20 protein-coding genes are annotated in these 25,856 nt (G+C 48.2%); 7 read left to right on the forward strand and 13 right to left on the reverse strand.

The genetic code is table 11. From position 1 onward, the window contains the following. Positions 1-18 precede the first annotated feature (18 nt). From addA to modA, 4 genes are all read right to left on the reverse strand, one after another. Complete coding sequence (gene addA, locus ACVC9U_RS13250) at positions 19-3,711, reverse strand: helicase-exonuclease AddAB subunit AddA (protein WP_011197743.1); 3,693 nt, start codon at positions 3,709-3,711, stop codon at positions 19-21. Then, the gene (gene addB, locus ACVC9U_RS13255; protein WP_009328899.1) at positions 3,698-7,198 is read right to left on the reverse strand and encodes a helicase-exonuclease AddAB subunit AddB; all 3,501 of its coding nucleotides are present in this window, start codon (positions 7,196-7,198) and stop codon (positions 3,698-3,700) included. Before addB ends, addA begins: the two co-directional genes overlap by 14 nt. A 109-nt stretch (positions 7,199-7,307) precedes the next feature. Beyond that, positions 7,308-7,964: a molybdate ABC transporter permease subunit gene (gene modB, locus ACVC9U_RS13260; protein WP_009328900.1), complete on the reverse strand. Its 657-nt coding sequence runs from the start codon at positions 7,962-7,964 to the stop codon at positions 7,308-7,310. 8 nt (positions 7,965-7,972) lie between these two features. Next, entirely contained in the window at positions 7,973-8,731 is a 759-nt protein-coding gene (gene modA, locus ACVC9U_RS13265) for a molybdate ABC transporter substrate-binding protein (protein ID WP_048350708.1), read from the reverse strand. A gap of 240 nt (positions 8,732-8,971) precedes the next feature. On the opposite strand from modA, the gene ACVC9U_RS13270 reads away from it, so the two are divergent. From ACVC9U_RS13270 to ACVC9U_RS13285, 4 genes are all read left to right on the forward strand, one after another. After that, positions 8,972-9,412, forward strand: coding sequence for a ferritin-like domain-containing protein (locus ACVC9U_RS13270; protein WP_048350704.1), 441 nt, complete (start codon positions 8,972-8,974; stop codon positions 9,410-9,412). A gap of 123 nt (positions 9,413-9,535) precedes the next feature. After that, on the forward strand, positions 9,536-10,177 hold the full coding sequence (locus ACVC9U_RS13275) for a response regulator transcription factor (RefSeq protein WP_048350709.1): 642 nt from the start codon (positions 9,536-9,538) through the stop codon (positions 10,175-10,177). After that, on the forward strand, positions 10,174-11,541 hold the full coding sequence (locus ACVC9U_RS13280; RefSeq protein ID WP_048350705.1) for a HAMP domain-containing sensor histidine kinase: 1,368 nt from the start codon (positions 10,174-10,176) through the stop codon (positions 11,539-11,541). Before ACVC9U_RS13275 ends, ACVC9U_RS13280 begins: the two co-directional genes overlap by 4 nt. 83 nt (positions 11,542-11,624) lie before the next feature. Beyond that, on the forward strand, positions 11,625-12,866 hold the full coding sequence (locus ACVC9U_RS13285) for a cell wall-binding repeat-containing protein (RefSeq protein ID WP_057957832.1): 1,242 nt from the start codon (positions 11,625-11,627) through the stop codon (positions 12,864-12,866). 100 nt (positions 12,867-12,966) lie between these two features. Here the strand turns inward: ACVC9U_RS13285 and ACVC9U_RS13290 are convergent, their stop codons facing one another. Continuing rightward, positions 12,967-14,649 carry an ABC transporter substrate-binding protein gene (locus tag ACVC9U_RS13290; protein ID WP_053073136.1) on the reverse strand — a complete coding sequence of 561 codons (1,683 nt, stop codon included), beginning with the start codon at positions 14,647-14,649 and terminating at the stop codon, positions 12,967-12,969. A 115-nt stretch (positions 14,650-14,764) separates the two neighbouring features. Here ACVC9U_RS13290 and ACVC9U_RS13295 point away from each other — a divergent pair, with 115 nt between their 5' ends. Beyond that, positions 14,765-15,967, forward strand: a complete 1,203-nt coding sequence (locus tag ACVC9U_RS13295) for an MDR family MFS transporter (RefSeq protein WP_048350706.1) — start codon at positions 14,765-14,767, stop codon at positions 15,965-15,967. A gap of 74 nt (positions 15,968-16,041) precedes the next feature. After that, positions 16,042-17,661, forward strand: coding sequence for an AMP-binding protein (locus tag ACVC9U_RS13300; RefSeq protein ID WP_057957833.1), 1,620 nt, complete (start codon positions 16,042-16,044; stop codon positions 17,659-17,661). 44 nt (positions 17,662-17,705) lie between these two features. On the opposite strand, the gene ACVC9U_RS13305 is transcribed toward ACVC9U_RS13300, so the two are convergent. The 3 genes from ACVC9U_RS13305 to ACVC9U_RS13315 are packed head-to-tail and all read right to left on the reverse strand — an operon-like array spanning position 17,706 to position 18,799. Then, positions 17,706-18,275, reverse strand: coding sequence for a manganese catalase family protein (locus tag ACVC9U_RS13305; protein WP_023856600.1), 570 nt, complete (start codon positions 18,273-18,275; stop codon positions 17,706-17,708). Between the two features lie 21 nt (positions 18,276-18,296). After that, a complete protein-coding gene (locus ACVC9U_RS13310) occupies positions 18,297-18,560 on the reverse strand; it encodes a spore coat protein CotJB (RefSeq protein WP_020450859.1) in 264 nt (87 codons plus the stop codon). A 5-nt stretch (positions 18,561-18,565) separates the two neighbouring features. Beyond that, positions 18,566-18,799 (reverse strand): spore coat associated protein CotJA, encoded by a 234-nt coding sequence (locus ACVC9U_RS13315; RefSeq protein ID WP_020450858.1) that lies wholly within the window; start codon positions 18,797-18,799, stop codon positions 18,566-18,568. A 208-nt stretch (positions 18,800-19,007) separates the two neighbouring features. Between ACVC9U_RS13315 and ACVC9U_RS13320 the strand changes: the two genes are divergently transcribed. Continuing rightward, positions 19,008-20,162, forward strand: a complete 1,155-nt coding sequence (locus tag ACVC9U_RS13320) for an AbrB family transcriptional regulator (RefSeq protein WP_075754877.1) — start codon at positions 19,008-19,010, stop codon at positions 20,160-20,162. Positions 20,163-20,186: 24 nt separating this feature from the next. On the opposite strand, the gene melA is transcribed toward ACVC9U_RS13320, so the two are convergent. From melA to ACVC9U_RS13345, 5 genes are all read right to left on the reverse strand, one after another. Then, positions 20,187-21,485 carry an alpha-galactosidase MelA gene (melA, locus tag ACVC9U_RS13325; protein WP_048350670.1) on the reverse strand — a complete coding sequence of 433 codons (1,299 nt, stop codon included), beginning with the start codon at positions 21,483-21,485 and terminating at the stop codon, positions 20,187-20,189. Positions 21,486-21,515: 30 nt separating this feature from the next. Beyond that, positions 21,516-22,346: a carbohydrate ABC transporter permease gene (locus ACVC9U_RS13330; protein ID WP_048350669.1), complete on the reverse strand. Its 831-nt coding sequence runs from the start codon at positions 22,344-22,346 to the stop codon at positions 21,516-21,518. Further along, entirely contained in the window at positions 22,347-23,270 is a 924-nt protein-coding gene (locus tag ACVC9U_RS13335) for a carbohydrate ABC transporter permease (RefSeq protein WP_075754875.1), read from the reverse strand. Between the two features lie 42 nt (positions 23,271-23,312). After that, positions 23,313-24,566 carry an ABC transporter substrate-binding protein gene (locus tag ACVC9U_RS13340; RefSeq protein ID WP_048350667.1) on the reverse strand — a complete coding sequence of 418 codons (1,254 nt, stop codon included), beginning with the start codon at positions 24,564-24,566 and terminating at the stop codon, positions 23,313-23,315. Between the two features lie 113 nt (positions 24,567-24,679). Further along, positions 24,680-25,717, reverse strand: a complete 1,038-nt coding sequence (locus tag ACVC9U_RS13345) for a LacI family DNA-binding transcriptional regulator (RefSeq protein WP_048350666.1) — start codon at positions 25,715-25,717, stop codon at positions 24,680-24,682. Positions 25,718-25,856 lie beyond the last annotated feature (139 nt).

A 25,856-nucleotide genomic window follows, 5' to 3' on the forward strand; every position in this document is an offset into this window, starting at 1 on the left:
GGGGGAAGCTGCTTCATATTAAAATAAGAGCACGTGTCCTCCGTCAAAAAAGTACAGCGCGCGCCCTTTGAGCGGCATTTTAATCATCGTTTCAACGGCTCGTGCGTAAAGCTGAATTTGTGTTTCGTAACGTTTTCTTAAAATCGGCTCGGCCCCTTCGAAGCCGTTCCGGTACTTTCCGTGTATCCGGTCGGTTTTGTAATCTAGAAGGTAAAAACCGTCCTCCGTCTCGAATAGGCAGTCGATAATTCCCTGTATCAAAACAGGTTCATCGGCTGACTCAAGATCCGGATAAACCTCTTTAGCGGACAGCGTCATGTTAAAGGGAACCTCCCGTTCGACGCGGCGGGCGCCGAAAAGCTTTTGTCCGATTTCCGTATCAAAGAATGCAAGAATGTCGTCTTCTTCAATCGCTGCCCGCTGGTCTTCTGTTAACAGCTCTTTCTCAACAAGCCTGTCTAGAAGGCGGCTGAGCTCATTCTTTTCAGGCGTACGGGTCAGCGGAATATGCTGCATGACGGTGTGCATCGCCGTCCCCCGTTCGGCTGCGGTCAGGCCTTTTGCCATCATAAAGGACGGCCGTTTAAACAGGAGAGCCTCCTGTGATGGACGAATAAGCGAGCGGTCGCCGTATTCATCCTCGTATTCCTTCTGCCGTTTCATTTCTGAGACAGATTGTTTTGTTCTGACTTTGGCGGCGTCCTTGTATGGATATGACCATGCCAGTCGTTCTCTGACTTGCTGCTCATATTCAAAGGCGCCTTCAATCGCATGGCCCATTTGAATTTGGACGAGCCGGTCGTGTCTTTCTTCACCGGCCTGATCGACAGCCTCAGCTTGTAGATCCGCGGCGGACAGCCAGCTGACCTGAAAGCGCGCCGGATGTTCGCGGATCTCATCAATCACAGGCGGCGCCCCGGATTCATCCATATCTCTGTGCCTCATCAAAGCAGGTCCGATGAAATCCAGATATGATTTTGCCTGAAACCGTTCATAATCCGGGAGCAGCCACTCGGACCCGGCCGCTTGTGTCCGCCAGTCGGCAAGCAGCTTTTCTTTATCCTTCGCCGTCCCGACCAGGTACAGCTTTTCCTTGGCCCGGGTAAGGGCGACATACAAGACGCGCAGCTCCTCTGATAAAAGCTCGCGGCGGAGTTTTTTCTTCATCGCGATAAGCGGCAGCGTCGGATAGCTGATCCGCCACTTCGGATGGATAAACTTCGTTCCAAAACCGAGCTCTTTATCCAGCAGATAAGATTTGTTCAAGTCCATCATATTAAAATTCCGTCCGAGACCGGCGGTAAATACGACAGGAAATTCAAGCCCTTTGCTTGAGTGGATCGTCATCAGCCGAACAACGTCTTCCTGTTCGCTTAGAGCCCTTGCCGTTCCGAGGTCATCGCCCCGCTCCTGCATCCGCTCAATAAATCTTAAAAAGCGGAACAAGCCGCGGAATGATGTCGCTTCATAGGATCTCGCCCTGTCGTAAAGCGCGCGCAAATTGGCCTGCCGCTGTTTTCCGCCCGGCATTCCGCCGACATAATCCAAATACTTCGTATCCCGGTAGATTTCCCAGATCAGCTCTGCTACAGAGTGGTTTTTCGCATAAGCTCTCCACTTCTTGAGCAGACCGTCAAAGCGGCGAAGCTTTTCGCTGAGCCTCTCATCGCCGTCTGCTGCAGCAAGGTACGCTTTCATGGCTTCGTAAAACGGCGCTTTTTTATCTTTGATTCTGATCAAGGAAAGCTCATTCTCATCAAGACCCACAACAGGCGATCTGAGAACGGACGCAAGCGGGATGTCCTGATAGGCATTATCGATGATTTTTAATAAAGACAGTGTGACCGATACTTCTGTCGCCTCAAAATAACCAGTTGAGAGGTTCGCGTATACGGGTATTCCCTGCTGTTTAAACTCGTCCATAATTTGAGGCGCCCAAGGCATCGACCGCAAAAGCACCACGATATCACGGTACTGGATGTTTCGCGACGCTTTCGCTTTGGCATCATATACTTGAAATTTTTCTGTAATCAGCCTGCGGATTTGCCCGGCCATCGCTCTTGCTTCAAGCTGGACCGCCTCAAGCTCTTCAGCCTCTTCACCCGGCGCGCCGCTCGGGGTTTCGATGAGCAGAAGCTCCGTTTTTGTCGCTTCGTTCGGCGGATAAGAGGCGCCGAGCTTCAATTCGGCTTGTTCGTCATACTCGACTTCCCCGACTTTTTCTCCCATGAGCTGTTTGAATAAAAAGTTCGTGCTGTCCAAAATATCTGAACGGCTTCTGAAGTTTTTATTTAAATCGATTTTCTGGCCGGAACCCGAGCCATCGTCTGTAAAGCGTTTATATTTCGAGAGGAACAAAAGCGGCTCAGCCAGGCGGAACCGGTAAATCGACTGCTTGACATCGCCCACCATAAACAGGTTCCCCTCATGCTCCTCTTTGGCGACGAGCTTTAAAATCGCTTCCTGGACCAGGTTCGTATCCTGGTATTCATCAACAAGCACTTCGTGGAACTGATGGCGGTAAAACTTCGCCGCTTCGCTCGGCACGGCCTCGCCCGCCGGATTTTTCACGGATAAAATCGCAAGGCAGTCGTGTTCAAGGTCTGAAAAATCGACGATCGCCTTTTCCTTTTTCGCTTCCGCAAACCGCCTGCCATACTCCAGCACGAGCTGGACAAGCGTCTGAATGACAGGCTTCATTTCCCTCAGGCTCTCAAGGTGCTGCTCCGGAGTTCGCGAAAAATAATCGCTTTTCAGCTTTTCAAGCTGCTTTTTCGCACTGTTGCGGAGGTCTGCCGCCTCATCAACCAATCTGGGATCGTACTCATCACCTTTGCATGGCTTCAATCGTTGAAACGAAACGGTCGGTACAAGCTCATGCAGGGCCGAAAAATCATCCTGCTGCTGAATCAGCCTGTCGATCTGCGCTAAATCATCGAGAAAATTTTCGGCGCGCGGAGCAGGCCCCCCGGGCTGCTTCGTCAAATCAAGCGCGCGCGTCAGCTTTTGCCGCATACCTTCCAGAACGAGTGCGATGTCTTCTTTAATGTAAGAATAAAACGGCAGAGCCTCAACCTTCGTATCCGAAGCCGCGTCATACAGTTCAGCCAATGAGTGAAGCCAGCCCTCCGGATCGGGATGCGAACGGGAAAATTCGTAGACCCGCTTGACAAGATGCTGCAGGTCGAGGTCATGACGGTCTGTCGTATATCTGTCTACAAGTTCAAAAAAGGCAGGATTGCCTTTTTTGTATTCTTCTTCAAACAGTTCATCCAGCACCTCATCGCCGAGCAGCTCGCCTTCCGTCTGATCGGCGATCCGGAAAGCCGGATCGACATCGATCAAATAGTAATATTTGCGGATGACTTGAAGACAGAATGAATGCAATGTTGATATGCTCGCTTTGTTTAATAAAGCAAGCTGTCGGCGCAAATGAAGCGATCCCGGGTTTTCGGCAAGCTCTTTTTCGAGCGCTTCGCCGATCCTGTGCTTCATTTCAGCCGCAGATGCATTTGTAAAGGTGACGACGAGCAGCCTGTCGACATCTACCGGTCGTTCCTGATCCGTTATTTTCCGAATGATCCGTTCAACCAGCACGGCCGTTTTTCCGGAACCGGCCGCTGCCGCAACTAAAATGTCCCGGCCGGATGAGACAATCGCCTTCCATTGGTCATCAGTCCAGGTGCTGCCCTTCGGTTTAGAAATCTCCATCTGCCTCATCCTCCTTTTTCAGCCGCTCCAATATCACGCTGTCTTTTTCAGGTTTTAATATTCGGTATTCGTTTTCCTCAAGCGATTCGTCAAACTGGCAGAATGACCGGTATGAACAATATGTGCACGGTGTCCGGTCTTTTAGCTTGTAAGGCTCGATCGACACTTTGCCGTCTGTGATCTCCTCGCCGGCCTGCTGAAATGTCCGGCGGATATGACGCCTCAATACATGAAAATCCTCTTCTGCAACAACGTCAGAATCCGAACGGAGCGAGCCGTCTTTTTTCAAACCGGCGCTGATAATATTCGACCTGCCTTGTTCCAGGGTGGTGTCCATCAGCTTGACCGCTTCCTGGTCTCCCAGGAGCAGCCCTTTCATCTTGAACTTTTTGAAAATCTCTTTTTCTATTTCATCAAGGCCGAGCGGCACTGAAGCCTGGATCATTGGATCGTGCACATGAAAATAGAGCACGCCTGCCGGGGATGCTTTCATGCCGAGCCAATCGGTTGAATGCGTGATCGACAAATCGAGATATGTCAGCATTTGCAGGGCAAGCCCGTAATACACCTCGGCCAAATCGAGGCCTTTATCGCTTGATTTATAATCAACAATCCTAAGCAGCAGCCCTTTTGAGCTCTCCGCTTTATCCACTCTGTCGATCCGGCCGACAAGCTCCATCGTGCAGCCGTTCTTCAAGGTGAAACGCATTGGAGGAAGCGGACCTTTCCCTCCGAATCCGAGCTCTATGCCGACGGGGGCAAAGCCGCTTGCTTTTGCATGCTCACTTAAAATGCCCGATACCCTGGCAATGATTTTTTGCAGCTTCTGCTTCACATAATGATGACGGTTCGAACTGAGCAGAATCTCCTTTTGCAGTTTAGGCGCAAGCCGTTCAACTGCATCGCTTGACAAAGTCTCGCACTGGGCTTTCGTTAAGTCGCGCCAATCCAGTTTAAGCTCGTGAAGCCGGTCTGAAATCAGCTTCAGCGCAGAGTGGAACAGCTGACCGATATCCGGAGCTTCAAGCTTGAAAAATTGGCGTTCCTTCAGCTTTAAGCCGTGCGAAGCAAAATGGGAAAACGGACAGGCCTTGAACGTCTCCATCCGCGACACGCTTCCCTGAATGTGCTCCCCGTATAAATCGCGGCTCACATGCCGGTTTAGGTTTTCGACCTTGTTTCTGAAAAACAGGCTGGACAGGATGTTTTGAGAAAAGATGCGGTCAGGCTCATTCATTAAAAAGTTGTATGTACTCCACCATACATCGCTGATCGCATACTGCCTCGTCCAGATGCCGAGCTGCCCTGCCAAATGGCTCAAGGCGATGCCTTTATTCACGAGAAATTCAAGCTGGGCTTCATCGTCCAGCTGCTCGGGTTCATGAATCAGCATCTTTTCTTCGCTGTCCGGGAACAGTTCATTCAGCCGTTTCACCACTGTTGAAGGAAGCAGCGTCTTCCCTTCCGAATCAGCGATCGGATAGGAGACATAAAGCTTTTCAGACGGGCTTGAAAGCGTCATATAGATCAGAAAATTCTCGTCCAATAGCTGCTCTCGCCCTGTTGCCGCCAGCTGTGCGCCGTTTCGTTTCAGCCACTCCCTGTCCTCGTCTGAAAGCACGCCGTCATCCGCAGGCCTCGCCGGAAGTATGCCGTCGTTTACACCGATGAGAAATGTACATTTCGTGCCGTACATCCTTGAAAGGTCCATATTGCCGATAAACACTTGATCAAGTGCGGGCGGAATCAGCGCGAATTTCAAAGACTCCAATCCGGTTTCGATCATTTGCTGAAATAACGCAAACGAAATCCGCTCTGTGCCCATCATTTCAACAAACTCGTCCAACAGTTGAATAACGGCATCCCATACTTGCTCATGCTGGCGCGACTCGGCAATCCTTCCGCCTTCTTCGGCTAGCCGCCTTTCCTGTTCAAGCTTCATCGGAACATCGGCTTCTTCAAGATAAAGGTAGACGGCTTCGGCCATTTCCCTTACTGTTTCAGCTTTTTTCAAGCGCTTCTGCAGCCTGTGAATCGGCGGAACGATCCAGCCCTTTAGTTCATTGAGCATATTTTCCGTTTCAATCTCTTTGTCTGTCTTGGCAAAATCCTCATCCAGTGAAGCGTATCTTCTGTAAACAAACGGATCTTTGCTTGTCCATCTGTCTCCTTTAATGCCATAAGCAATACAGTAGTTTTCAAGCTGGTCAATCTGTTCGCGCAGCCGTTCCTTCGGCTGTCCTTCCGGGAATAAAAGCTCCGTTTTGACACAGCGGAACACGGCTTCATACCGCCAATTTCCTTTAATGATATCAAGCGTCGAACGGATCAGCTCAATAAGCGGATGATTTTGCATCGATTCCTTGCCGTCTATGAAAAAAGGAAGTTCGCAGTCTTTAAAAACTTCTTTTATCGTATCTTTATAATCTTCAACATTGCGGGCGATGACAGCAATATCCCTAAGCCGGAACCGGCCCTGGCGGATTAAAGAATGAATCTCGCGCGCAATTCCTTCAATCTCGGTTCTTCTGTTCGACGCCTGCATGATGCGGAGCGATTCCGTCTGTCCGGGATACGGTTTTGCAGGACGTTCATCAAAATAGCGTTCAAGATGCTGAAGCTCTGGATGATGCCGGTGCCGTTTCGTTTCTTCCAGCCGCACTTCAGACGGATCAAGGCCGAGTTCCTTCGCCTTTTGGTAAAGGTCATAGTACGCCTTCCCGGTCATCCTGAACAGATGGAGATCATTCGGGCTGTTTGCCGTAAACGGCTTATCCGCCGTCAGCGAAAACGTGATCTCTTCGGCATGTACCATCAGCTGTTCTAGTACGCTCATCTCCTGAGGCGTGAATTGGTGAAATCCGTCAACGTAAACGGCAGCGTTTCTAATCTCTTCCGCATACGGAATCTGTTCGGCTAAAAGGGTCAAATAATCTTCAGATTGAACATATTGATTCTCCAGATTTTCCTCAAGCTTGCTGTACAAAATATATAAGTCGTGCAATTTATCGGAAAGAATCCGTTCATCTTCGTATTCCGACTTGCCTGTCCCTTCCATCATATCCCGGATGCTTTGAGGCGGCAGACAGTGCCGTTTAAATTCGGTCAGCATCCGTTCCACCTGCTCCGTAAATCCGCTTTTATCGCTTGCGTTTTGATAGACTTTAAACTCGCCCTTATGCTCTTCAATCAGTCTCCGCAGCAGCATCTGAATGCCCGTTCCCGTCAAGAACGGCCGGTTCATGCCTCCGGTGTGTTGGAGCACTCGCCAGGCAAGCCGTGAAAAACTGTACACTTGGGCGCGGATGGTGCCGCCCAAATCTGGTGTTTTGCTAAGCTCGTATTCCATTAAAAACGTCATTTGATCCGGGACTAGAAAAATGATCGGTTTTCCGAGCGGTTCATCGCGAAGTTTTTCTCTGATTTCATTCAGGATAAAGGTCGTTTTCCCACTCCCGGATCTGCCTGATAAAAATACTGCTCCCACTAAGCCCGTCTCCTTTCTGTTTCTTACTCTTTATTCTATCGAAACATCCGCAAAATAACCATTCTCCAAAACTGTGAAAAAACCGTATGAGCACTTGCACCCCATACGGCTATTTTTGCTTGAACTGCACAAAAAACAGCATCAAAAACGAGATGATCGCGATAGAGGCGACCCACATCCATGCCAGCGTCATATTGCCCGAATCGATCGCCAAGTATATCGCCGTCGGCACCGTCTGCGTCACCCCCGGGATAATGCCCGCAAACATCAGCGTTGCGCCAAACTCGCCAAGCGCCCTCGCAAAGCTGAGCACAATCCCCGTCATGATTCCATTGGATGCAAGGGGAACGGTGACAAAGAGGAACACCCTCCATTCGTTTGCTCCGTCAACCCTCGCTGCATCCTCGATGTCGCGGTCGACAGCCAGAAATCCGGATTTTGCAGACTGATACATTAACGGGAACGCGACAACCGCCGCGGCGATCACAGCTGCCCACCAGGTAAAAATAACCGGCGCTTGAAACACGTTTTCAATCAAGCGTCCGATCACGCTCTGCCTTCCGAAGATCACAATTAAAAAAAATCCGACAACGGTCGGCGGCAGAACGAGCGGCAGCATCATCACCGTCTCGATAATGGACTTGCCTTTAAAGTTTCTGTTCGCCAGGAGCCTCGCTGCAGCAGTTCCAAGCAAAACGGCGATGATGCCCGCTGCGGCTGATACTTGGATGGAAATTTCAATTGGGGATAAGAACTCCTCAAGCATAACGGCGGTCAGCCCTTCTTAAATCCGTACTTTTCCATCGCCTTGACGGCTTGGTCGCTTTGCAGGAATTGATAAAATTCCTCAGACTGTTCCCTGTGCTTTGTATTTTTCACAATTCCGAGCGGATAGACAATCGGTGTATGCAGATCGCTTTTCGCCGTCTCTACGGTCTCGACCTGATCTGATGAAAGGGCGTCCGTCCGGTAAACGATTCCGGCATCCGCGTTGCCTGTTTCGATATAAGAAAGGACCTGCCTTACATCTTTGCTGTAGACGACTTTAGATTGCACTTTAGACCATACGTCAAGGTTCGTCAACGTTTCTTTTGCGTATTTTCCGGCTGGCACTGATTCAGGTTTGCCGATCGCAATTTTTTCGACTTTGTCATCCGCCAAATCCTTGAAGCTGTTGACATGCTGACTTTTTCCTTTCGGCACGATCAGCGCCAGACTGTTTTCGACCAGCTTGACAGAGTCTTTTTTGTCAATTAAACCTTGATCAACTACTCTATTAAATTTGTCTTCAGCAGCAGAAAAAAACAAATCAGCAGGAGCGCCCTGTTCGATCTGCTGCTGCAATGCACCCGATGAACCAAAATTAAACTTTATGGAGACATTCGGATGATCTTTCTCATATACGGAGGAAAGTTCCGCTAATACATCTTTGAGACTCGCAGCCGCGGAAACCGTAATTTGAACTTTTTCAGACTTCCCCTTGGCTGATCCCCCTTTTTCCGCCTGGCAGCCGGCGAACAACACAACCGACATCAAGACGGCCACGGCCGTCAATATTACCTTTTTCAATAGTCTCACTCCATTTTGATATGTATATCACCAATTCGGCACTAACAACCATTTTACGTCAAACTTCATTTTTTTAAAATAGATTGTACTCACCGCACATCATTTTGACACATGTTCGAGGCTCAAACTTTACCATAGGCACATGCAAGCCATCACATACATATAATGGCAGGACGTCAAATATAAAGTGTTGAGGTGAAAAACATGTGGTATGTTCAGCCGTATCTTCCCGCATATCCCGCCAGGCAAAACGACAGGCTGGTCAAAGATCTTGAAAAAGCGATAAACGGAGAGCACAGCGCGGTCGTCTGCTACCAAAAAATCGCCCAAAAGGCGCCGGATTCCGAAACAAAAAAGCAGATTTTAGAAATCAGAGAAGATGAAATCCGCCACTTTAATGTGTTCCTAACATTTTATACGTCTCTTACCGGCCGAAAGCCTGACATTTCCATTACGGAACCTTGTCCGGAACAGTATCGAAACGCGCTGGAGTCCGCATTTAAAGACGAACAAGAAACGGTTGATTTTTATTTGGACATCGCAGACTATGTGAAAGACCGGGCGATACGGGAGGCGTTCAAGCGCGCGGCAGCTGACGAACAAAACCATGCAGTCTGGTTTTTATACTTCTTGTCAAAGAGGTGATCCCGTTCCTCCCGCCTTGATCAATATACCCTTATAGGGTATATTTTTTAAGTAGCGGACTTTTATTTTGACTAAAGAGGTGCTAAAACATTGAACGTGCTGCTTGTAGATGATGAAATCCGGATGCTCGATCTGCTGGAGCTTTATTTAGAACATTATTCATGCACAAAAGCCGCCACCGGAAAAGAAGCCCTGGATTTAATAAAAATGAGCCATTTTGATCTTGTTATTCTCGATATTATGATGCCTGAGATGGACGGATGGATGATTTGCCAAGAGATCCGAAGATTGACAAGCGTTCCGATTATCATGCTCACCGCTAAAAACGGGCAGGATGACATTGTGCGCGGACTGAACTGCGGCGCAGACGATTATTTAACAAAACCGTTCAGCGAAAAAGTGCTGCTTGCCAGAATAGAAGCCGTCCTGCGCAGAACCCGCCGGTTTCATGAAATCCGGTTCCGCGGTTTAATCTGGAATAAACAGCATCATACCTTGCATGTCAATCAACGGGAAATCGGCATTACGCCAAGTGAATTCGATCTGCTCGGAACGCTCTTAAACCACACGGATCAAGCGCTTTCGAGAGACCAATTGATTGAGAACATCTGGGGGTTCAACTCTGATATCGAGGCCCGAACCATCGATTCGCACATGAGAAATTTGCGAAACCGATTGAAAAAAGCGGGCTTTCCGGTTGAAGATCATCTCCGGACCGTCTACGGCGTCGGCTACAAATGGACAAGCAAAGTAACCGGCGCATGAAAAAGATTTCATTTAAGCTCGCAGGTTCATTTTTCATTTTAATCCTTTTCATCGAAGCCATCCTTTTTGCGGCGCTGTATACAACGATTATCAACACAAGAATAAACGAAGAAATCCGCGCGCTCCAACTAAGGGGCAACAGCCACAGAGACGTCCTCGAAAAACATTTTGACAAAAGGACGATAGACCACGTCACCCTGATGGAAACCGAAGCCCGGACAAACGTGATCATAACGGACCAAAATAGACGCGTATTGGCGCAGTCTGCCCCGGGAGACATGACGGAACACCTTCATTTCGAAGAAAAAAACATCCCGAGGAAAGGGACCGCTTTATCGTCCCATTGGAATACATCAAAGTACATTTGTACGATCAGTCCGATCATGAACGGGCGGAAAACGGCCGGCTACGTCTTCATGTATTTGGAGACCTCCTCGATAAAATCCTTGGTGACAAGCATTACGAAGCGGTTTTTCCTCAGCTTCGGCTTAACCGGCGTCTTAACGGCCGCAGCTATTCTTTGGTTCAGCCGTGTATTAGCGAAGCCGATTATTAAACTGAAGGAGGCAACCGAAGGCATCAAAAACGGTCAAGCTTCGATTCCGCTTGATATCAAAAGGAACGATGAACTCGGCGAGCTCGCCGCATCGATCGAAAGCCTTTCTTCAAATCTCAGCAGGCTTCAAAAAGAACGAAACGATTTTCTGTCAAGCGTCGCTCATGAGCTGCGGACTCCGATCACATATATAAAAGGTTACACAGATGTCGCGATGAGAGATAAACTCGATCCACAAGCCAGAAATCAGTATTTGTCGATCATCAAAGAGGAAGCGGACAATTTAAACACCCTTGTTGACGATTTATTTTTGCTGACAAAACTGAAACAGCCGGGATTTCAAATCAGTAAGAAACAGGTTCACCTGCACACATTCATAAAAAAAGAAGTTCAGAAAGCGGCGGTCGCTTTTTCAGAAAAACGAATCAGCCTTTCATTCGACATCCCGACGGCTCTTTATGTCTCAGTCGATGAAGTCCGTTTTTCACAAGTGGTCTCAAATTTGCTGAACAACGCCCGCCAATACTCCGATCCTGATTCAACAGCGGTCGTCACCGCAGCAAAAGCAGAGGACCAGGTCAAGATTACGGTAGCGGACGAAGGCTGCGGCATTCCGGAAGAAGAACGGGATTATATTTTTGAGCGCTTTTACCGGGTCGATAAGTCGAGATCCAGACAAACCGGCGGTACCGGGCTGGGCCTGGCCATCGTGAAAGAAATCATCGAGCTTCACGGCGGGCAGATTGCAGTGAAAAACAGAACCCCGAAAGGAAGCGAATTTATCATCACGCTGCCTTCTAATGTGTAACAAATGTCGAGATGTCTGCACCAGTTTTGCACATTTCCCGGGTATACTACTCAGTAATCTGAACCAAAAAGGAGGAAAACACCATGAAATTGAAATCCGGTTTACTTTTTGTCATGCTTGTTTTCGCGCTTCCGCTCGCAGCATGCCAAAATTCCGGCTCGGGAAACACGGGCGGACATGAGGAGCATCATACGAAGAATCATTCGGAGATGAAAGAAAAAGACGCCGCTTCTCTTCCGAATGATTTCAATAAGCGGGCGGAAGAAGGGCTTCTGGTGAAAAACACAAAGAACACGACAAGACTTGACGCAAATACACCGGAAGAAATGAGCATCAAAACCTCTCAAACGATATGGCCGGCCACTCATAAACAAAACAGGCCGGGCGCAGTGATTTTAGTTTCGGGCGGATCATGGCAGGCAACTCTTGCATCAGCTGATCTGATCCATCACCCGAATAACGGACCTGTTTTAATCGCAGAAAAAGGGAAAATCTCCGGGCAGATTCAGAATGAAATCAAGCGCTTGAACCCGACGGGCACTTCAGACGGAACGCAAATCATGGCTGTCGGAGAGTTCGAGTCAAAAGCGCTTCAAGCTTTGAACTCTTTTAAAATAAAAGAGCTGAAAGGGAAGAACGAGGCTGATCTGGCAAAAGAGATTGACAAAGAATACGCGGATGCAGCCGATGAGTATCCGAAAAGCGTTATCATCGGATCATCTGAGGAAGATGCGGAACTTTATTCGCTCCCGGCTGTAAACTGGATCGCCCACATGCCTGAGCCGATCCTGTACGTGAACAAAAAAGGCATTCCCGAAGAGACGGCCGCAGCATTAAAGAAAAGGGACGGCAAAGCAAACATCTATATTCTCGGCCCTAAAAAAGCCGTTTCAGAAAAAACGGAGGATGCATTAAAGGAATATGGAACAGTCAAAAGAATTTCCGGAGATACGCCTGTCGCAAATTCGATTGCGTTTGCGAAATTCAGCGATAAAAACACCGGTTTTGGGTGGGGAATCACAGATCCGGGACACGGACTGTCGTTCGCATCAACGGCCGCGCCCGAGCTGGCGCTTGCCGGAGCGCCATTTTCCCATTTGGGAAAACACGCTCCTCTGCTTTTACTCAAAAATGGACAGGCAGACAGTACTATGTACAGCTATTTATCCGAGATCGAGCCTTCTTTTCGGGACAGACCGCAGGACGGCCCTTATAACCATGCATTCATTCTCGGATCAGAAAATGAGATTTCATTTCGAACGCAAGGCGTTCTTGATGACATATTGGAAATTAAGTCAGTGGATGGAGGACATTCCGGTCATTAAGAAACACAATGGAGGGGCTCTTACAGAAGAGCCTCTTTTTTGTACCAGATGCCGTAAAAATCAATCCATCCTTCTTCGTTAAGCACAATGCCTTGAATGGCTACCCCGCTTTAACGCGAATATTGTTTTGATATAGCGGAATCGTGTAAACCTCTTCTGCCAAGGCGCGGTCCGCCTCACACAGAAGGCTGATCCGCTTGGAATGCTCATCAATGAAACGAAGCTGATCCCTCATCAAGGCGGACTTCCTCTGCCATTCCCCCGGCATATGGACGTGTAAAAAGCTGTTTTCCGTTAAAAGGAGGTGAAGCCAGCTCATTTCTTCCGAACGTCCGAATGTCGCACTGTCGTGAATCAAATCGGCTTTTGCGATCACTTCTTCCTTCATGAGCTCATCCGCTTTCATATAACAAACCTCTAGTGCGATGCCGTACCGCCTGCACCTCTTTTGGATCCATGACGCATCCTCCCGGTGATCCGGTTCGGAAAACGTATAAAGCCGAAGCGGATCGCCTTTGTAATGGCCTTCCATAAGCAGCTTGCCGATGTCGTCGTCCCCGTATTCAGGCGGAAGATCCCGGTTTAGAAAGCCTCCCGCCGGAGCCGTCCGTTGTCCGGCTAATTCACTGACCATATGTGAAGGGGAAATGATTTGCCGCAAAGCCTTCCTGAACGCCTTATGCTTGAGAGGCCCCGATTTGTTTGCATTCACCGAGATGTACTGAACATTCCTTTCCTCGTGCCATTCATCGAAAACCTGACTTTGTTCTTCTTTTTCCATATAAAAACCGTAGTCGACAAGAGAAAAATTGCCATCCATATACCATAGTTCGATCCGGTCTAAAAAAGCCCGCCCTTGAAAATATCGCTCATGCGCTTCAAGCGCGAGAATCCGGTCATCCCGGCGGACAAGTCTGAAAGGACCCGTCCCGATCAACAGTCCGTCATTCTGATGGCGGTTTAAAATAGACAGCCTTTCATCGCAAAGATGATGCAAAAACAGCGAGTTTTTTGCCTTTAAACAAATATCAAAACTATATTCATCCCTGACCGCAACATTTCCGATATCCTCTGCGAGCCATTTGCATTTATTTTCATCATCCAGCATAAAACGCTCAAACGAGTATTTAACATCCTCAGCTGTCAATGTTGTGCCATCATGGAAATAGATCCCTTTCCTCAAATAGAACGTCCACGTTTTTTGGTCGGCGTCACATTCCCAGTGGTGGGCAAGATGCGGCATAAAACCTCCTTCCTTTTCATTAAAACGGATCAATGTATCACATACCTGCTTAACGACATGGCTCTCTGAACGCAGATAAATACGGCACGTATCAAGACGCTTAAAATGCTCTGGCTCCATCGCGGTCATGAGCCTCAGCACATCTTTTTGCTTGCTGCCCTCCGATTCGGTCTGAAAGCCGAAAACGCGCTCAAGCCACTCTTTATATGACGGCAATGCGTCCGGACACGAATGCTGATATGCTTCGAGAAGGTGTCTCGCCCGGTCGATTTTACCTTCTTTCGTATCATTTTTCGCCGTTTCAAGCAGCAGTTCACAAGGTTCTTTTAAAAAGCGGATTTCTGATTTGTTTCCTCTCCCCCTTCCCCTTTTCCAAGCAATCCACTGCAAACCTTCAAGTTTCGCTAAAATCAGTTTTGCGTTCCTCGGTGTGCAATACAGAATATCCGCGATTTCACTGACTGAAATCTCTTCTGCCTCCCCTTCGCTTTCGCATTTAATTCCCGCGGTAAGTTCCATGTAATGTTCGATCGATTTCATCTCCGTTATCCCCCTCTTTATAAAAGGGGAAATTTCTCCCCTGGTTTTCTGTCCTTTTTACTGATGATTTTCCATTTTACACTAATTGCACTGCTATGTTGAAGGAGGATATGAAATGAACCGTTTAAAACAAAGGTACGGTTCTCCCGTGCTGATTTGCTTCTTCGGAGAGTTCCTGACCGGAATAACGGGAGCCATGCTGGCCCCTTTCCTCCTTTTTTATCTGTATGATGTGCTTGGAACCGGCATATTGCCGGTGATGCTCGTCATCGGAGCAAGACCGCTGACCGAGGTCGCGGTGACGCTTGCCGCAGGTGGACTGACGGATCGGATCGGAAGACGGAAGGTGATCCTGGCGGCGCTCGCCTTTCAGACCGTCTCTGCCGCCGGTTTTATGATGGCAGATCACATTTGGCTGTTCGCTCTTTTTTATGTGCTGAACGGCATTGGTGGAGCTTTGTACATCCCTGCGCAGCGGGCCCAAATAACGGACAGCACCGAAAGCGGGCGTCGCTCTGAAGCGTTCGCTGTCCTTCATGCCATTGAAGGGTTGGGCGCAGCGGTCGGTCCGGCCGCCGGACTTGCAGTCTATTCCTATCAGCCAAGCCTGATGTTCGGCTTTCAGGCATGTGCGTTTTTTCTGTATTGGCTTGCTGTTTATTTTAAAATGCCCGAGGTATGGCGGTCAAAAAGGCAAAAGGAGATTTTGGAGAGGGAAAAACTTCTTTCCGCAAAAAAGGTATTTTTTCAGCACCGTCCGGTTCTGTCCTTGATGTTCTTGTCGGTCCCCGTCAGCCTGTTCTATGCTCAACTGGAGTCAAACTACCGCCTTTATCTCGAAACTCTTTTTGAAGATTTCCTATTCACCTTGACTGTTTATACAGTGTGCCGCGCCCTTCTTAGCATTACGATGCAAATTCCGCTTGTCAAATGGACGGAAGGACTGAACATCCAAACGGTCGTTTCCATATCATATGTATGCTACGCTGTGGCAGCGATTGGTTTCGCTTTTTCATCATCGATCTTTTGGCTGCTCTCGACTGCCGTTTTATTTACGGCGGCAGAAAGCATGCTGCTGAATCACATGCAAACCTTTGTCTCGCGCCTTGCTCCCGATCATATGCGGGGCAGATATTTTGCATTTTTCGGCCTGCATTGGGATATTTCCCGGACAATCGGTCCTTTTTTAGGCGGGATGATGTTCATCAAGTTCGGCGGGGCAGCGCTATTTCTTGCTATTGCAGGAATCGTGGCTGCCGGCGGACTTGCACAATACCGAACAGTATTAACATTATCTTCCTGGCTAAGAAAAAACTAATTCTTTATAGTACCTGGTACTAGAACAAAGTGCTATAATAGAAACAGTTTTTATTCGGGAGGCAAGGAGGCATTATGATTACATTAAAAAAACAAACGATCGGCGGGCTTTTAAAATCAACCGCCGGCCGGTTTCCGAATCATGAAGCGGTTGTATATTCTGAGCTCGATTTAAGATATTCGTATCAGGAGCTTGTTGAAGAAACCTCTAAAATTGCAAAAGGGCTGCTCGCGCTCGGCATTCAAAAAGGAGAGCATGTCGCCATCTGGGCATCCAATATACCGGAATGGATTCTGCTCCAGTTTGCGACGGCAAGAATCGGCGCTGTGCTCGTCACCGTCAATACAAGCTATCAGGCGAGAGAACTTGAGTACTTATTGGAACATTCCGATTCCACCACCCTCTTTCTAATGGACGGCTACAAAGGGACATCCTATATCGATATGGTCGACGAGATCATAAAAAATCCGGAAAAGCTGCCGAAGCTGAAAAATCTCGTCTACCTTGGCAAGAATAAAGTCCCTGAACATATGACGGCTTTTGCCGACATCGCCAAACTGGGCGAAACGGTCTCTGATGCCGACCTTTTCGAAAGAGAGCAATCACTCACACACGATGATGTGATCAATATGCAGTATACGTCGGGAACAACAGGCTTTCCAAAAGGTGTTATGCTGACTCACTACAATATCGTCAATAATGCGGCGATCGTTGCCGACAGAATGGGGCTGACGAGCGAAGACAGGCTGTGCATTCCGGTTCCTCTGTTTCACTGCTTCGGCTGTGTGCTAAGCACGCTTGCCTGTGTCGCGTCAGGCGCGGCCATGCTGCCGATCATCGAATTCAAACCGGACATCGTCCTGCAAACGGTCGAAAAAGAGCGATGTACAGGACTGCAGGGTGTGCCGACAATGTTTATCGCCGAGCTCACCCACCCCGATTTTGCAAACTATGACCTATCTTCATTGCGGACCGGGATCATGGCAGGCTCCCCGTGTCCTAAAGAAGTGATGAAAAAAGTGATGAAGCAAATGAATATGACGGATATCACAATCGCATACGGACAAACGGAGTCTTCACCCGTGATTACGCAGACAACGGTCACCGACACGATCGAACGCCGCGTTGAAACCGTCGGTAAAGTGCATCCGCATGTAGAAATGAAAATTGTGGATCCTGACACGGGGGAAACGCTCGGCCCGGACGAGCAAGGTGAACTGTGCACAAGAGGATACCTCGTCATGAAGGGATACTATAAAATGGACGAAGCCACCAAAAAGGTCATTGATGAAGACGGCTGGCTCCATACCGGCGATTTGGCCGAAATGGACCGGGACGGATACGTGAGGATTACCGGCCGCTTAAAAGATATGATCGTCCGCGGCGGTGAAAACATATACCCGCGTGAAATAGAGGAATTCCTTTATGAACATGAGGATATTGTCGATGTACAGGTTGTCGGCGTTCCTGATGAAAAATACGGGGAAAAAACGGCGGCCTTTATTAAATGCAAACCGGGCAAAAAGCTGACGCTTGAAGATGTCAGAGATTTTTGCAAAGGACAGCTTTCATATTACAAAATTCCGGAGTACGTATTTCTGATCGACGAATACCCGCTGACCGCTTCCGGAAAAGTCCAAAAGTATGTGCTTCGCGACCGCGCAGAAGAGCTGCTTGCGAGCCCTGTGCAGTAAACAAAAAGCCGAAAATACCAATCGTATTTTCGGCTTTTTGCTGTTTAAAATACTTTTTTACTGTCGCGCTCTTCCTTCAAAATTTCGACAGCTTCGCGGAAGCGCTGTGAATGAACGATTTCCCTTTCCCGTAAAAATGCCAGCCCGTCATTTAAATCCGGATCATCCGACATGTCAATCAGCCATTGATACGTAGCCCTCGCTTTTTCTTCAGCCGCTATATCTTCATATAAATCGGCAATCGGATCGCCTTTTGCCTGGATGTATGTAGCGGTGAACGGAACGCCGGCAGCGTTATGGTAAAACAGGGCTTTGTCATGGTCTGCGTAATGATCGCCGAGCCCGGCTTCCTTCATCTGTTCGGGTGTCGCGTCTTTTGTTAATTTATATACCATCGTCGCAATCATTTCAAGGTGAGCAAACTCTTCCGTACCGATGTCCGTCAGCAGTCCGACGACTTTGTCAGGAATGCTGTAGCGCTGGTTCAAATAGCGAAGCGCCGCAGCCAATTCGCCGTCCGCTCCGCCGTATTGCTCAATCAAAAATTTGGCAAGTCTCGGATTGCATTCTCTCACCCTAACAGGATACTGCAGTTTTTTCTCATAAAGCCACATGAACCTGACTCCCTTCCCCTATTAAACTTGCCACGGCCAGGGACTTTTTTTCCAGCTCCAATAGGATTCCGTCTGATCCGGGCTCCCTTGCGTCAAAGGGCCGTATTTTGATTCAAACTTCGCTTTCAGTTTTCTTGAATATCCGGCATACTGGTTGTATTGTCTGATGGCGTCGGTATCATCGGGATGTGTATCAAGGTAAAGCATCAGCTCAACGATGACAAAATCGACGGCCTGAATTTCATGGAGCCTTTGATAATAGTCTTGCGGTAAAGAGTTCGTCACCCCCCTTACCTCCCATCTTCATACGGATTTTCATAATGATCGTAAAATACGGGCCAAAGCGTCCCTTTTTGCAGCGCCTCCATCGGGGAAAACTGCGGAAGGCCGCGGGGCTGAAAACCTAGATATAGATTTGGAGGGGTTCTGTAATATCTTTTACCGATCGGAGGACACGGATCAAAAGCGCTGTGAAACGGACGATACGATTTGACTTTGGTGAATGATTCCTTGGAATGTTTCATATCGGTTCACCTCTATTTGTGATCGAATCTAATTTAATGTATTCATATGTTCCATCTGTTATGTTCAAAATGAACGATCAGTTTTTCTTATTAATCTTTTAAATAAATTCGTATTTTACCAATCACTAAAATTATTATATAGTGATATATAGAAATACTTTACTTAGTGAACAAAATGATTGCAGTAATCAGGAAGAAGGTTTTTCATTTGAGGGAAAAAAGAGATTTCCTTCGGGATATATTATTGATATTAATCAGCAGTTTTGGGGGATTTCTTCTCTCTTTGACCGGCATGACGATCGGCTGGATGGTCGGCACAATGACAGCAGCCGCTTGTCTGTCGCTGTTTCGCCCGTCACCGTTAAAGGCTGCTGTCAGACAAAACGGCATCCATCATGGCTGGCTTCAGTTCGGCCAAATGCTATTGGGAATTGAGCTCGGCCAGAAAATCAACATGTCCGTGATTTCGATCTTTAAGGAAAATTGGCTGATTGTCGGCGTCATGCTCCTCCTTTCCGTCGTGTTCGCCATGCTGTCAGGCTTTGTCTTGTGGCGGTTCAGCAAGACCGATATGCTGACGAGTTTTGTGGGAACGGCCCCCGGCGGGCTTTCCGCGATGCCGGGCATCGCTCAGGAAGTGGGAGCGAACACGGCAATCGTCAGTCTCGTGCAGATGATACGTGTGCTTCTGGTCGTCATGACCGTTCCCTTTTTCGTTTTTTTCATAAATGCGAAGCAGCCTGACGCCCATGCTGCCGGCAGTCAAGTGATCGCCGCGGGAACATCGGCATTTGAAGCGCCTCATCTCGCTTGGACTGCGCTGATCGTGCTGGGCGGATTCGGGGTATGCAAAGCGATGAAAGCACTGCGGTTTCCGGCGCCATGGCTGCTCGGAAGCATGACCGGTGCGGCCGTTCTGCAAATCGCAGGCGCTTCAATGACCGGGCTCAGCGCAACAGCCTGGTGGCCCCACGGCTTTTCAGTGCTGTCGCAAATTTGTCTCGGCGCGACGATCGGTTCAAAAATCAGCAAAGAAATGTTTATCGGCGTCAGAAAAACGCTGATCGTCGCACTTGCCAGCTCCGTCGGACTGATCATTGCGATGATTTTAAGCGCCGCCGTCACCGCTAAAGCGGCAGGCATTTCGCTGACAACGGCCATATTGGCATTTGCTCCGGGGGGAATCGCGGAAATGGCGACAACATCTGTCACGCTTCACGCCGACTCTACGTTCGTCGTCGCCGTCCAAGTGTTGAGGGTGGTGCTCGTGATCGCAATGCTTCCTCCATTCTTCCGATTGCTTCATCAAAAGTCGGAAAAATATTCACACCCCCGCCTGAAAAAAGCCCGAGCTGAAGGCTGATCCCTTCGCTCGGGCTTTATTTTTTTATTCAAATTCCGGCAGCCAGTCGCCGTGTGCTTCGATCAATTCATCGCACATGCTTACGATATCATCCATCGATAATTCCGCAGCGGTATGCGGATCAAGCAATGCAGCATGGTAAATGTGCTCTTTTCTTTTTGTTATTGCCGCTTCAATCGTTAACAGCTGTGTATTGATATTGGTGCGGTTTAAAGCCGCCAGCTGTTCAGGCAGCTCGCCCGCGGCGCACGGAGTGATCCGGTTCCGCTCAGCGACGCACGTCACTTCAACGACGGCTTTTTCCGGAAGGTTTGTAATCAATCCTTTATTCAAGACATTTCCGCCGAATGTAAACGGCTGTCCGGTTTCCATCGCTTCGATGATTCTTGAGCCGTATTCGTTTGACCGCTCGTGGGTTAAATGCCGGTTGCCGACGATTTCGCCGCGCATCTTTTCCCAGTTTTGAATCTGCTTCTCGCACCTTCTCAAATATTCGTCAATCGGAATATTCAGCTCTTCAATCAGTTCGGGATAACGGCTTTTGATAAAATAAGGGTGGTACTCCGCGTTATGTTCGGACGATTCGGTCACATAGTAGCCGAATTTATCCATCAGTTCAAACCTGACCATGTCACCATGTTTCGTTTTCTGTTTTTCTTTTGCCCGTTTTTTAATTTCTGGATACAAGTCTTTTCCGTCTTGCTTTACTTCAAGAAGCCAAGCCATATGATTGATGCCGGCGATTCTTTCTTCGATTCGTTCATGCTTCATGCCGAGGGATTTGAAAAGGTCTTTTGTGCATACTTGTACGCTGTGGCAAAGACCGACCGTTTTCACGTCCGTGTATCGAAGCAGCGCACCGGTTAAAGAAGCCATCGGGTTTGTGTAATTTAAGAGCCAGGCGTCGGGCGCCGCGCATTCGATGTCTTTTGCCATATCCAACAAAACGGGAATCGTCCGCAGCGCCCTGAATATCCCGCCGATTCCGACCGTATCGGCAATCGTCTGCTTGAGGCCGTACTTTTTCGGGATCTCAAAATCGATGACTGTGCCCGGTTTATAGCCGCCGACCTGAATGGCATTGATCACATATTTCGCCCCCGCCAAAGCTTCTTTTCTATCGTCATAAGCACGGATCGATACCGTGTTATTATAGCGGTTTTTTAAATGCTCGAGCATTTCTTTAGATTCTTTGAGACGCTGCGGATCGATATCATACAAAGCAAATTCAAATCCGTTGACCGCCGGAACCATCAGGCAGTCCCCCAGCACATTTTTCGCAAAAATCGTGCTTCCAGCTCCGATAAAAGCAATTTTAGTCATTCATATCTTCCTTTCCCCGAGAAATTTCCGCTAACCTTTTAGCGCTCCTGCTGATAATCCTTTTATAAAGTACTTTTGCAGGAATAAAAATAGAATCGTCATCGGCAGCATCGCCATCAGCGAAGCCGCAGCCACCAAGTGCAGGTTGTTCGCATTTTGCCCAAAGAAGCCGGCAATCGCCACAGTCAAAGTCTGCACACTTTTGTCTTGAAGGAAAAAGATCGAAAACTGATAGTCGTTCCAAATGAATACACAGGCAATAATGCATATCGTCGCAGTCACCGGTTTTAATAAAGGAAAGACGATTCTGAAGAAAATGCCCGCCGTGCTCGCCCCGTCGATTCTTGCCGCCTCTTCAAGCTCTTTCGGAATCGTCGAGCGGATAAATCCAGCATACAAAAAAATCGTCAAGGGCATATAAGCCGCCGTATTATTCAATATCGCGATTTCGAGCGTATTCAGCATGCCGAGCTCCACCACCATTTTGTATAAAGGAACCATGGATGTCAGCGGCGGAATGATCATAATGCCGATAAACAGGAAGTAAACGGCTTGATTGAGCTTTGTTCTGCGCCTGGCGAGCGGATAGGCCGCCAGAGAGCCGATCACAATCAACAGAGCCGCCGAAGCAAAAGTGATCACAGCGGTATTGAAAAACGAGCCGGCCAGACCTGCTTTATCCCATGCTTCTGCGAAATTACCGAGGCTGATTTCGTCAGGAAACTTCCATTTCGAGCTGAAATCCCCCTTTGCTTTCAGCGCGGTCGTCAGCAAAATATAAAATGGAATCAGGTGAAAAACGGTAATACATACGGCCAGCGCCGTCCACAGCGCCCGCTTCTTTTTCTCTTGGCGATTCATCTAGGCTTCGACCTCCTTGCGCTTAAAATAAATAAGAGCCGTAAAGCTGATCAGCAGTATCAACGCCGCCATGAAAACCCCCTGAGCGGCTGCATAACCTGCATCCTGCCTTTTAAAATACAAATCGTACATAAAAGTCGACATCGATTGCGAAGCATTTCCCGGACCGCCGCCTGTCAGCGCTAAAATGACATCAAACAGCTTCAGTCCGCCGATGATATTGATGACCATATTGATTGTGACAGAAGGCATCAACAGCGGCAGCGTAATCTTCCAAAACTGCTGAAAACCGCTTGCCCCGTCGATTTGCGCCGCTTCATAAAAATCTTTCGGAATGCTTCCGAGACCAGCTAAATAAATGACCATCGCAATACCGACAAACTGGTATGAATTGACAAATACGATGATCCACGGATTGATTTCCGGGCTGCTCAAGGCGTTTACAGGACCTGCCCCGAATAATTTCAGCACATCGTTCAAGGCGCCTCCTTCATAGGTGAAGAAAAAATACCAGATATACCCCATGATCAGCGGGCTGATGATGACGGGCAAATAGACAACCGTACGTGTCAGCGCTTTCATTCTGATGCTTTTAAACAGCAGGAGGGCATAGAGAAGACCGATGACATTTTGCAAAATCGTACTGCCCAGTCCATACAGCAGGGTGTTTCTGACGACAAGCCATGTGGCCGGGTCGGCCAGCATCCGTTTATATTGGACAAAGCCGATCCAGTCATACGACTGTGAAAAACCGTTCCAGTTCGTAAACGTGATTTTTATGCCGCTCGCAAACGGATAAATCATAAAGATGGATACAAGCGCCAAGGCGGGAAGATACATCCACCAGAGCGATCCGTTTTTCTTCACAAATCCCCTTTTACTTTCCGCAATAGTCAGACTTTTTCCTTTAGCTAATTCGCTCATCATTTCACCCTTCTTTTTTCATCATGATGATAACGACCCTTTCTATTGTTCTTGTAATCTGCTGTATTCCTGTTTCATTTTTTCCGATACCTGCTTCGGCGTTAACGTGCCGGCCAAAAGTTCCTGTCCCGTCGTCCCCATGACGTCCCACATTCCGCTCGGGAGGTAAACACGGTCAAAGTACGGTTCGATTTCGATTTCTTTATATTGATCATAAAACTTAGAATAGTAGTTTTCTGCTTCTGTGTTGGTTAACGCTTGAGGAAATGAGGTGGCTTTGGCGATCTTTTTCGCATATTTGGGCTGTGCGGCGAATTCAATAAACCGCTTTGCTTCTTCGAGGTGTTCTGAGTCTTTCCAGACAGCAACGGTATGGCGCTCTCCTCCAATCCAGCTCGGTTTGTCGCCTTCAAAAACGGCTGGCGTCGGCATCACGCCTAACTGGATATCGGGGTTGACTTCTCTCGTATCAGGGCCGATCGATGTGACCGAGAGGGTAAAGCCGATTTTTCCTTGTGCCATTAATTCGACCAATTGCGACGGTTTTGCCGTTAGGACATCTTTATTGATCAATTGCTTTTCCTGCATTTCTTTAAAGGTTTCTGCGAGAAGTGTGTAGGCGGACCAGTCGAATGTGCCGTTTTCCAAAGCTTTTTTTTCATTGCGGCGATCATCTGTGATGAGAAGCGGGGTGGCAAACTGATCATAAAACTGAGCTAAAGCGCCTTTATCTGAACCGGCGAACCAAAAAGGAATGACATTCCCATTGCTTTTTTCTTTGATCGTTTCCAGCGCGTGCATCAGTTTGTCCAACGTGTGCGGAGGCTTGAGACCGTATTTCTTCAACAAACCGGCATTGTAGACGATCCCGTCTTTTGCCTGATTGAAAGGGTAGGCATATACTTTGCCTTTTTCATCCTTCAAAATCGGATCGAGGTTTGGATCGAGATGCTTCACCCAATCCATGTCTTTTAAATCTGCGGTGTATTCCCCGTAGCGGATTTTTGCCCAGCCGTGCGTATCGAACAAGTCAGGCATGTCATTTGCCGCCATTTTGACGCGCAGCATATTTTCATAGTCCGGGCCGGGGAAGCTGATATCGATTTTGATGCCTTCATTTTCTTTTTCAAAATCATCTGCGATGCTTCTGAGCGTGTTTTTTTCACTGTCGTTTGTCATTGTCGAAAACATTGTAAGTGTGACCTCTCCGTTCTTTCCGGCATTCTTTCCCGAGCAGCCCGCTGCTAGTGCAGGCAAAATGATCAGGAGAATAAAAGAGAAAATGATTTTTTTCATCAATTTCACTCCAATTATGAAATTTTGGGCGGTGGATAATGCGCTTTCATCATTTACTATAATTTAGTAAACCTGTTTGCCTCACCTCCTTGAAAAGCGCCTGATCCTTACCATTAGCTCCGCTTGCTGAATCCGCAGCTTTCCCGAATAATCAGCTCTGAAGGTACGGTCACTTTCAGCGGGAGTTCCCGTCCTTTCATTCTGTCGAGCAGCAGTTTCACACCCGTCCGGCCCATCTCTTCTGTATGAACCTTTACGGTAGTCAATGGCGGATTAGCAAATTCGGATGCTTCAATGCCGTTGAAGCTGACGATGGCAACATCTTCGGGAACCTTGAGTCCCGATTCTCGAAGAGCCCGGAGCGCGCCGATGGCCATTGAATCGCTGGCGATAAAAAAAGCTTCGGGAACGTTTTTCTCAAGAAGCGCTTTTTTCATCAGCTCATAGCCTTGCTGCATCGAATACTCGCCGACATAAATGTGCTTCGCGTTTTCCGAACCGGCCATCTCCAGAAACGCAGTCAGCCGTTTGTCTTCGATTTCAATGGCGCTTGTCTCCTGATCGCTGATTCGAAAGTGCTCTTTTTCTCTTCCGCCGATATAACCGAGCCTTGTATAGCCGAGCGATTTCAAATGGTTCAGCGCCCTCCCCGTCGCCTTCTCAAAATCGACGACAACCGAGTCGCGCAGTTCTTCATTGTCTGTATGGTTGATGTACACGACGTTGTTGAGCGCCCCCATGCACTGCTGCAAGCCGGCAAAATCGATCCTTCCGATGACGATTAAGCCGTCGACATCGCCTGCAGGCTGATTTGAGCGGATGCTGCTCAGCTGAAAAAACTTCGTAATAAACGCTCCTCTATCAAAACACTCGCTTTCAATTCCTTGCCTGATGGAATAAAAGTATGGATCGTTCAGCTCTTCTTCCTGTGATTGGCAGACAACAATGCCGATTCGCGGGCTTTCCCCGCTTTCTGTGGCATATACGTCGCGGCGCCTGCGCGTGCTTTTATAGCCGAGCCGGTCTGCTATATCCAAAATCCGCTGCCTTGTTTCAGGAGCCACTGCTAATGACTGGTCATGGTTCAAAACCCTTGAAACCGTTGTGCTTGATACTTTAGCCTGAAGCGCAATTTCTTTAATCGTCGCCATTTTCATCCCGTCCTGTCTTTAGAATCCATATTCACTAAACTTTACTAAAGACATCATAACAAACAAAGAAAAAGTTTTCAATATTTTAAAAAAATCAGAAATTAGATTTCTCTACAAAAAAACCCGCCCCTTAGCTCAG

Source organism: Bacillus sp. GM2 (genome assembly GCF_056155945.1).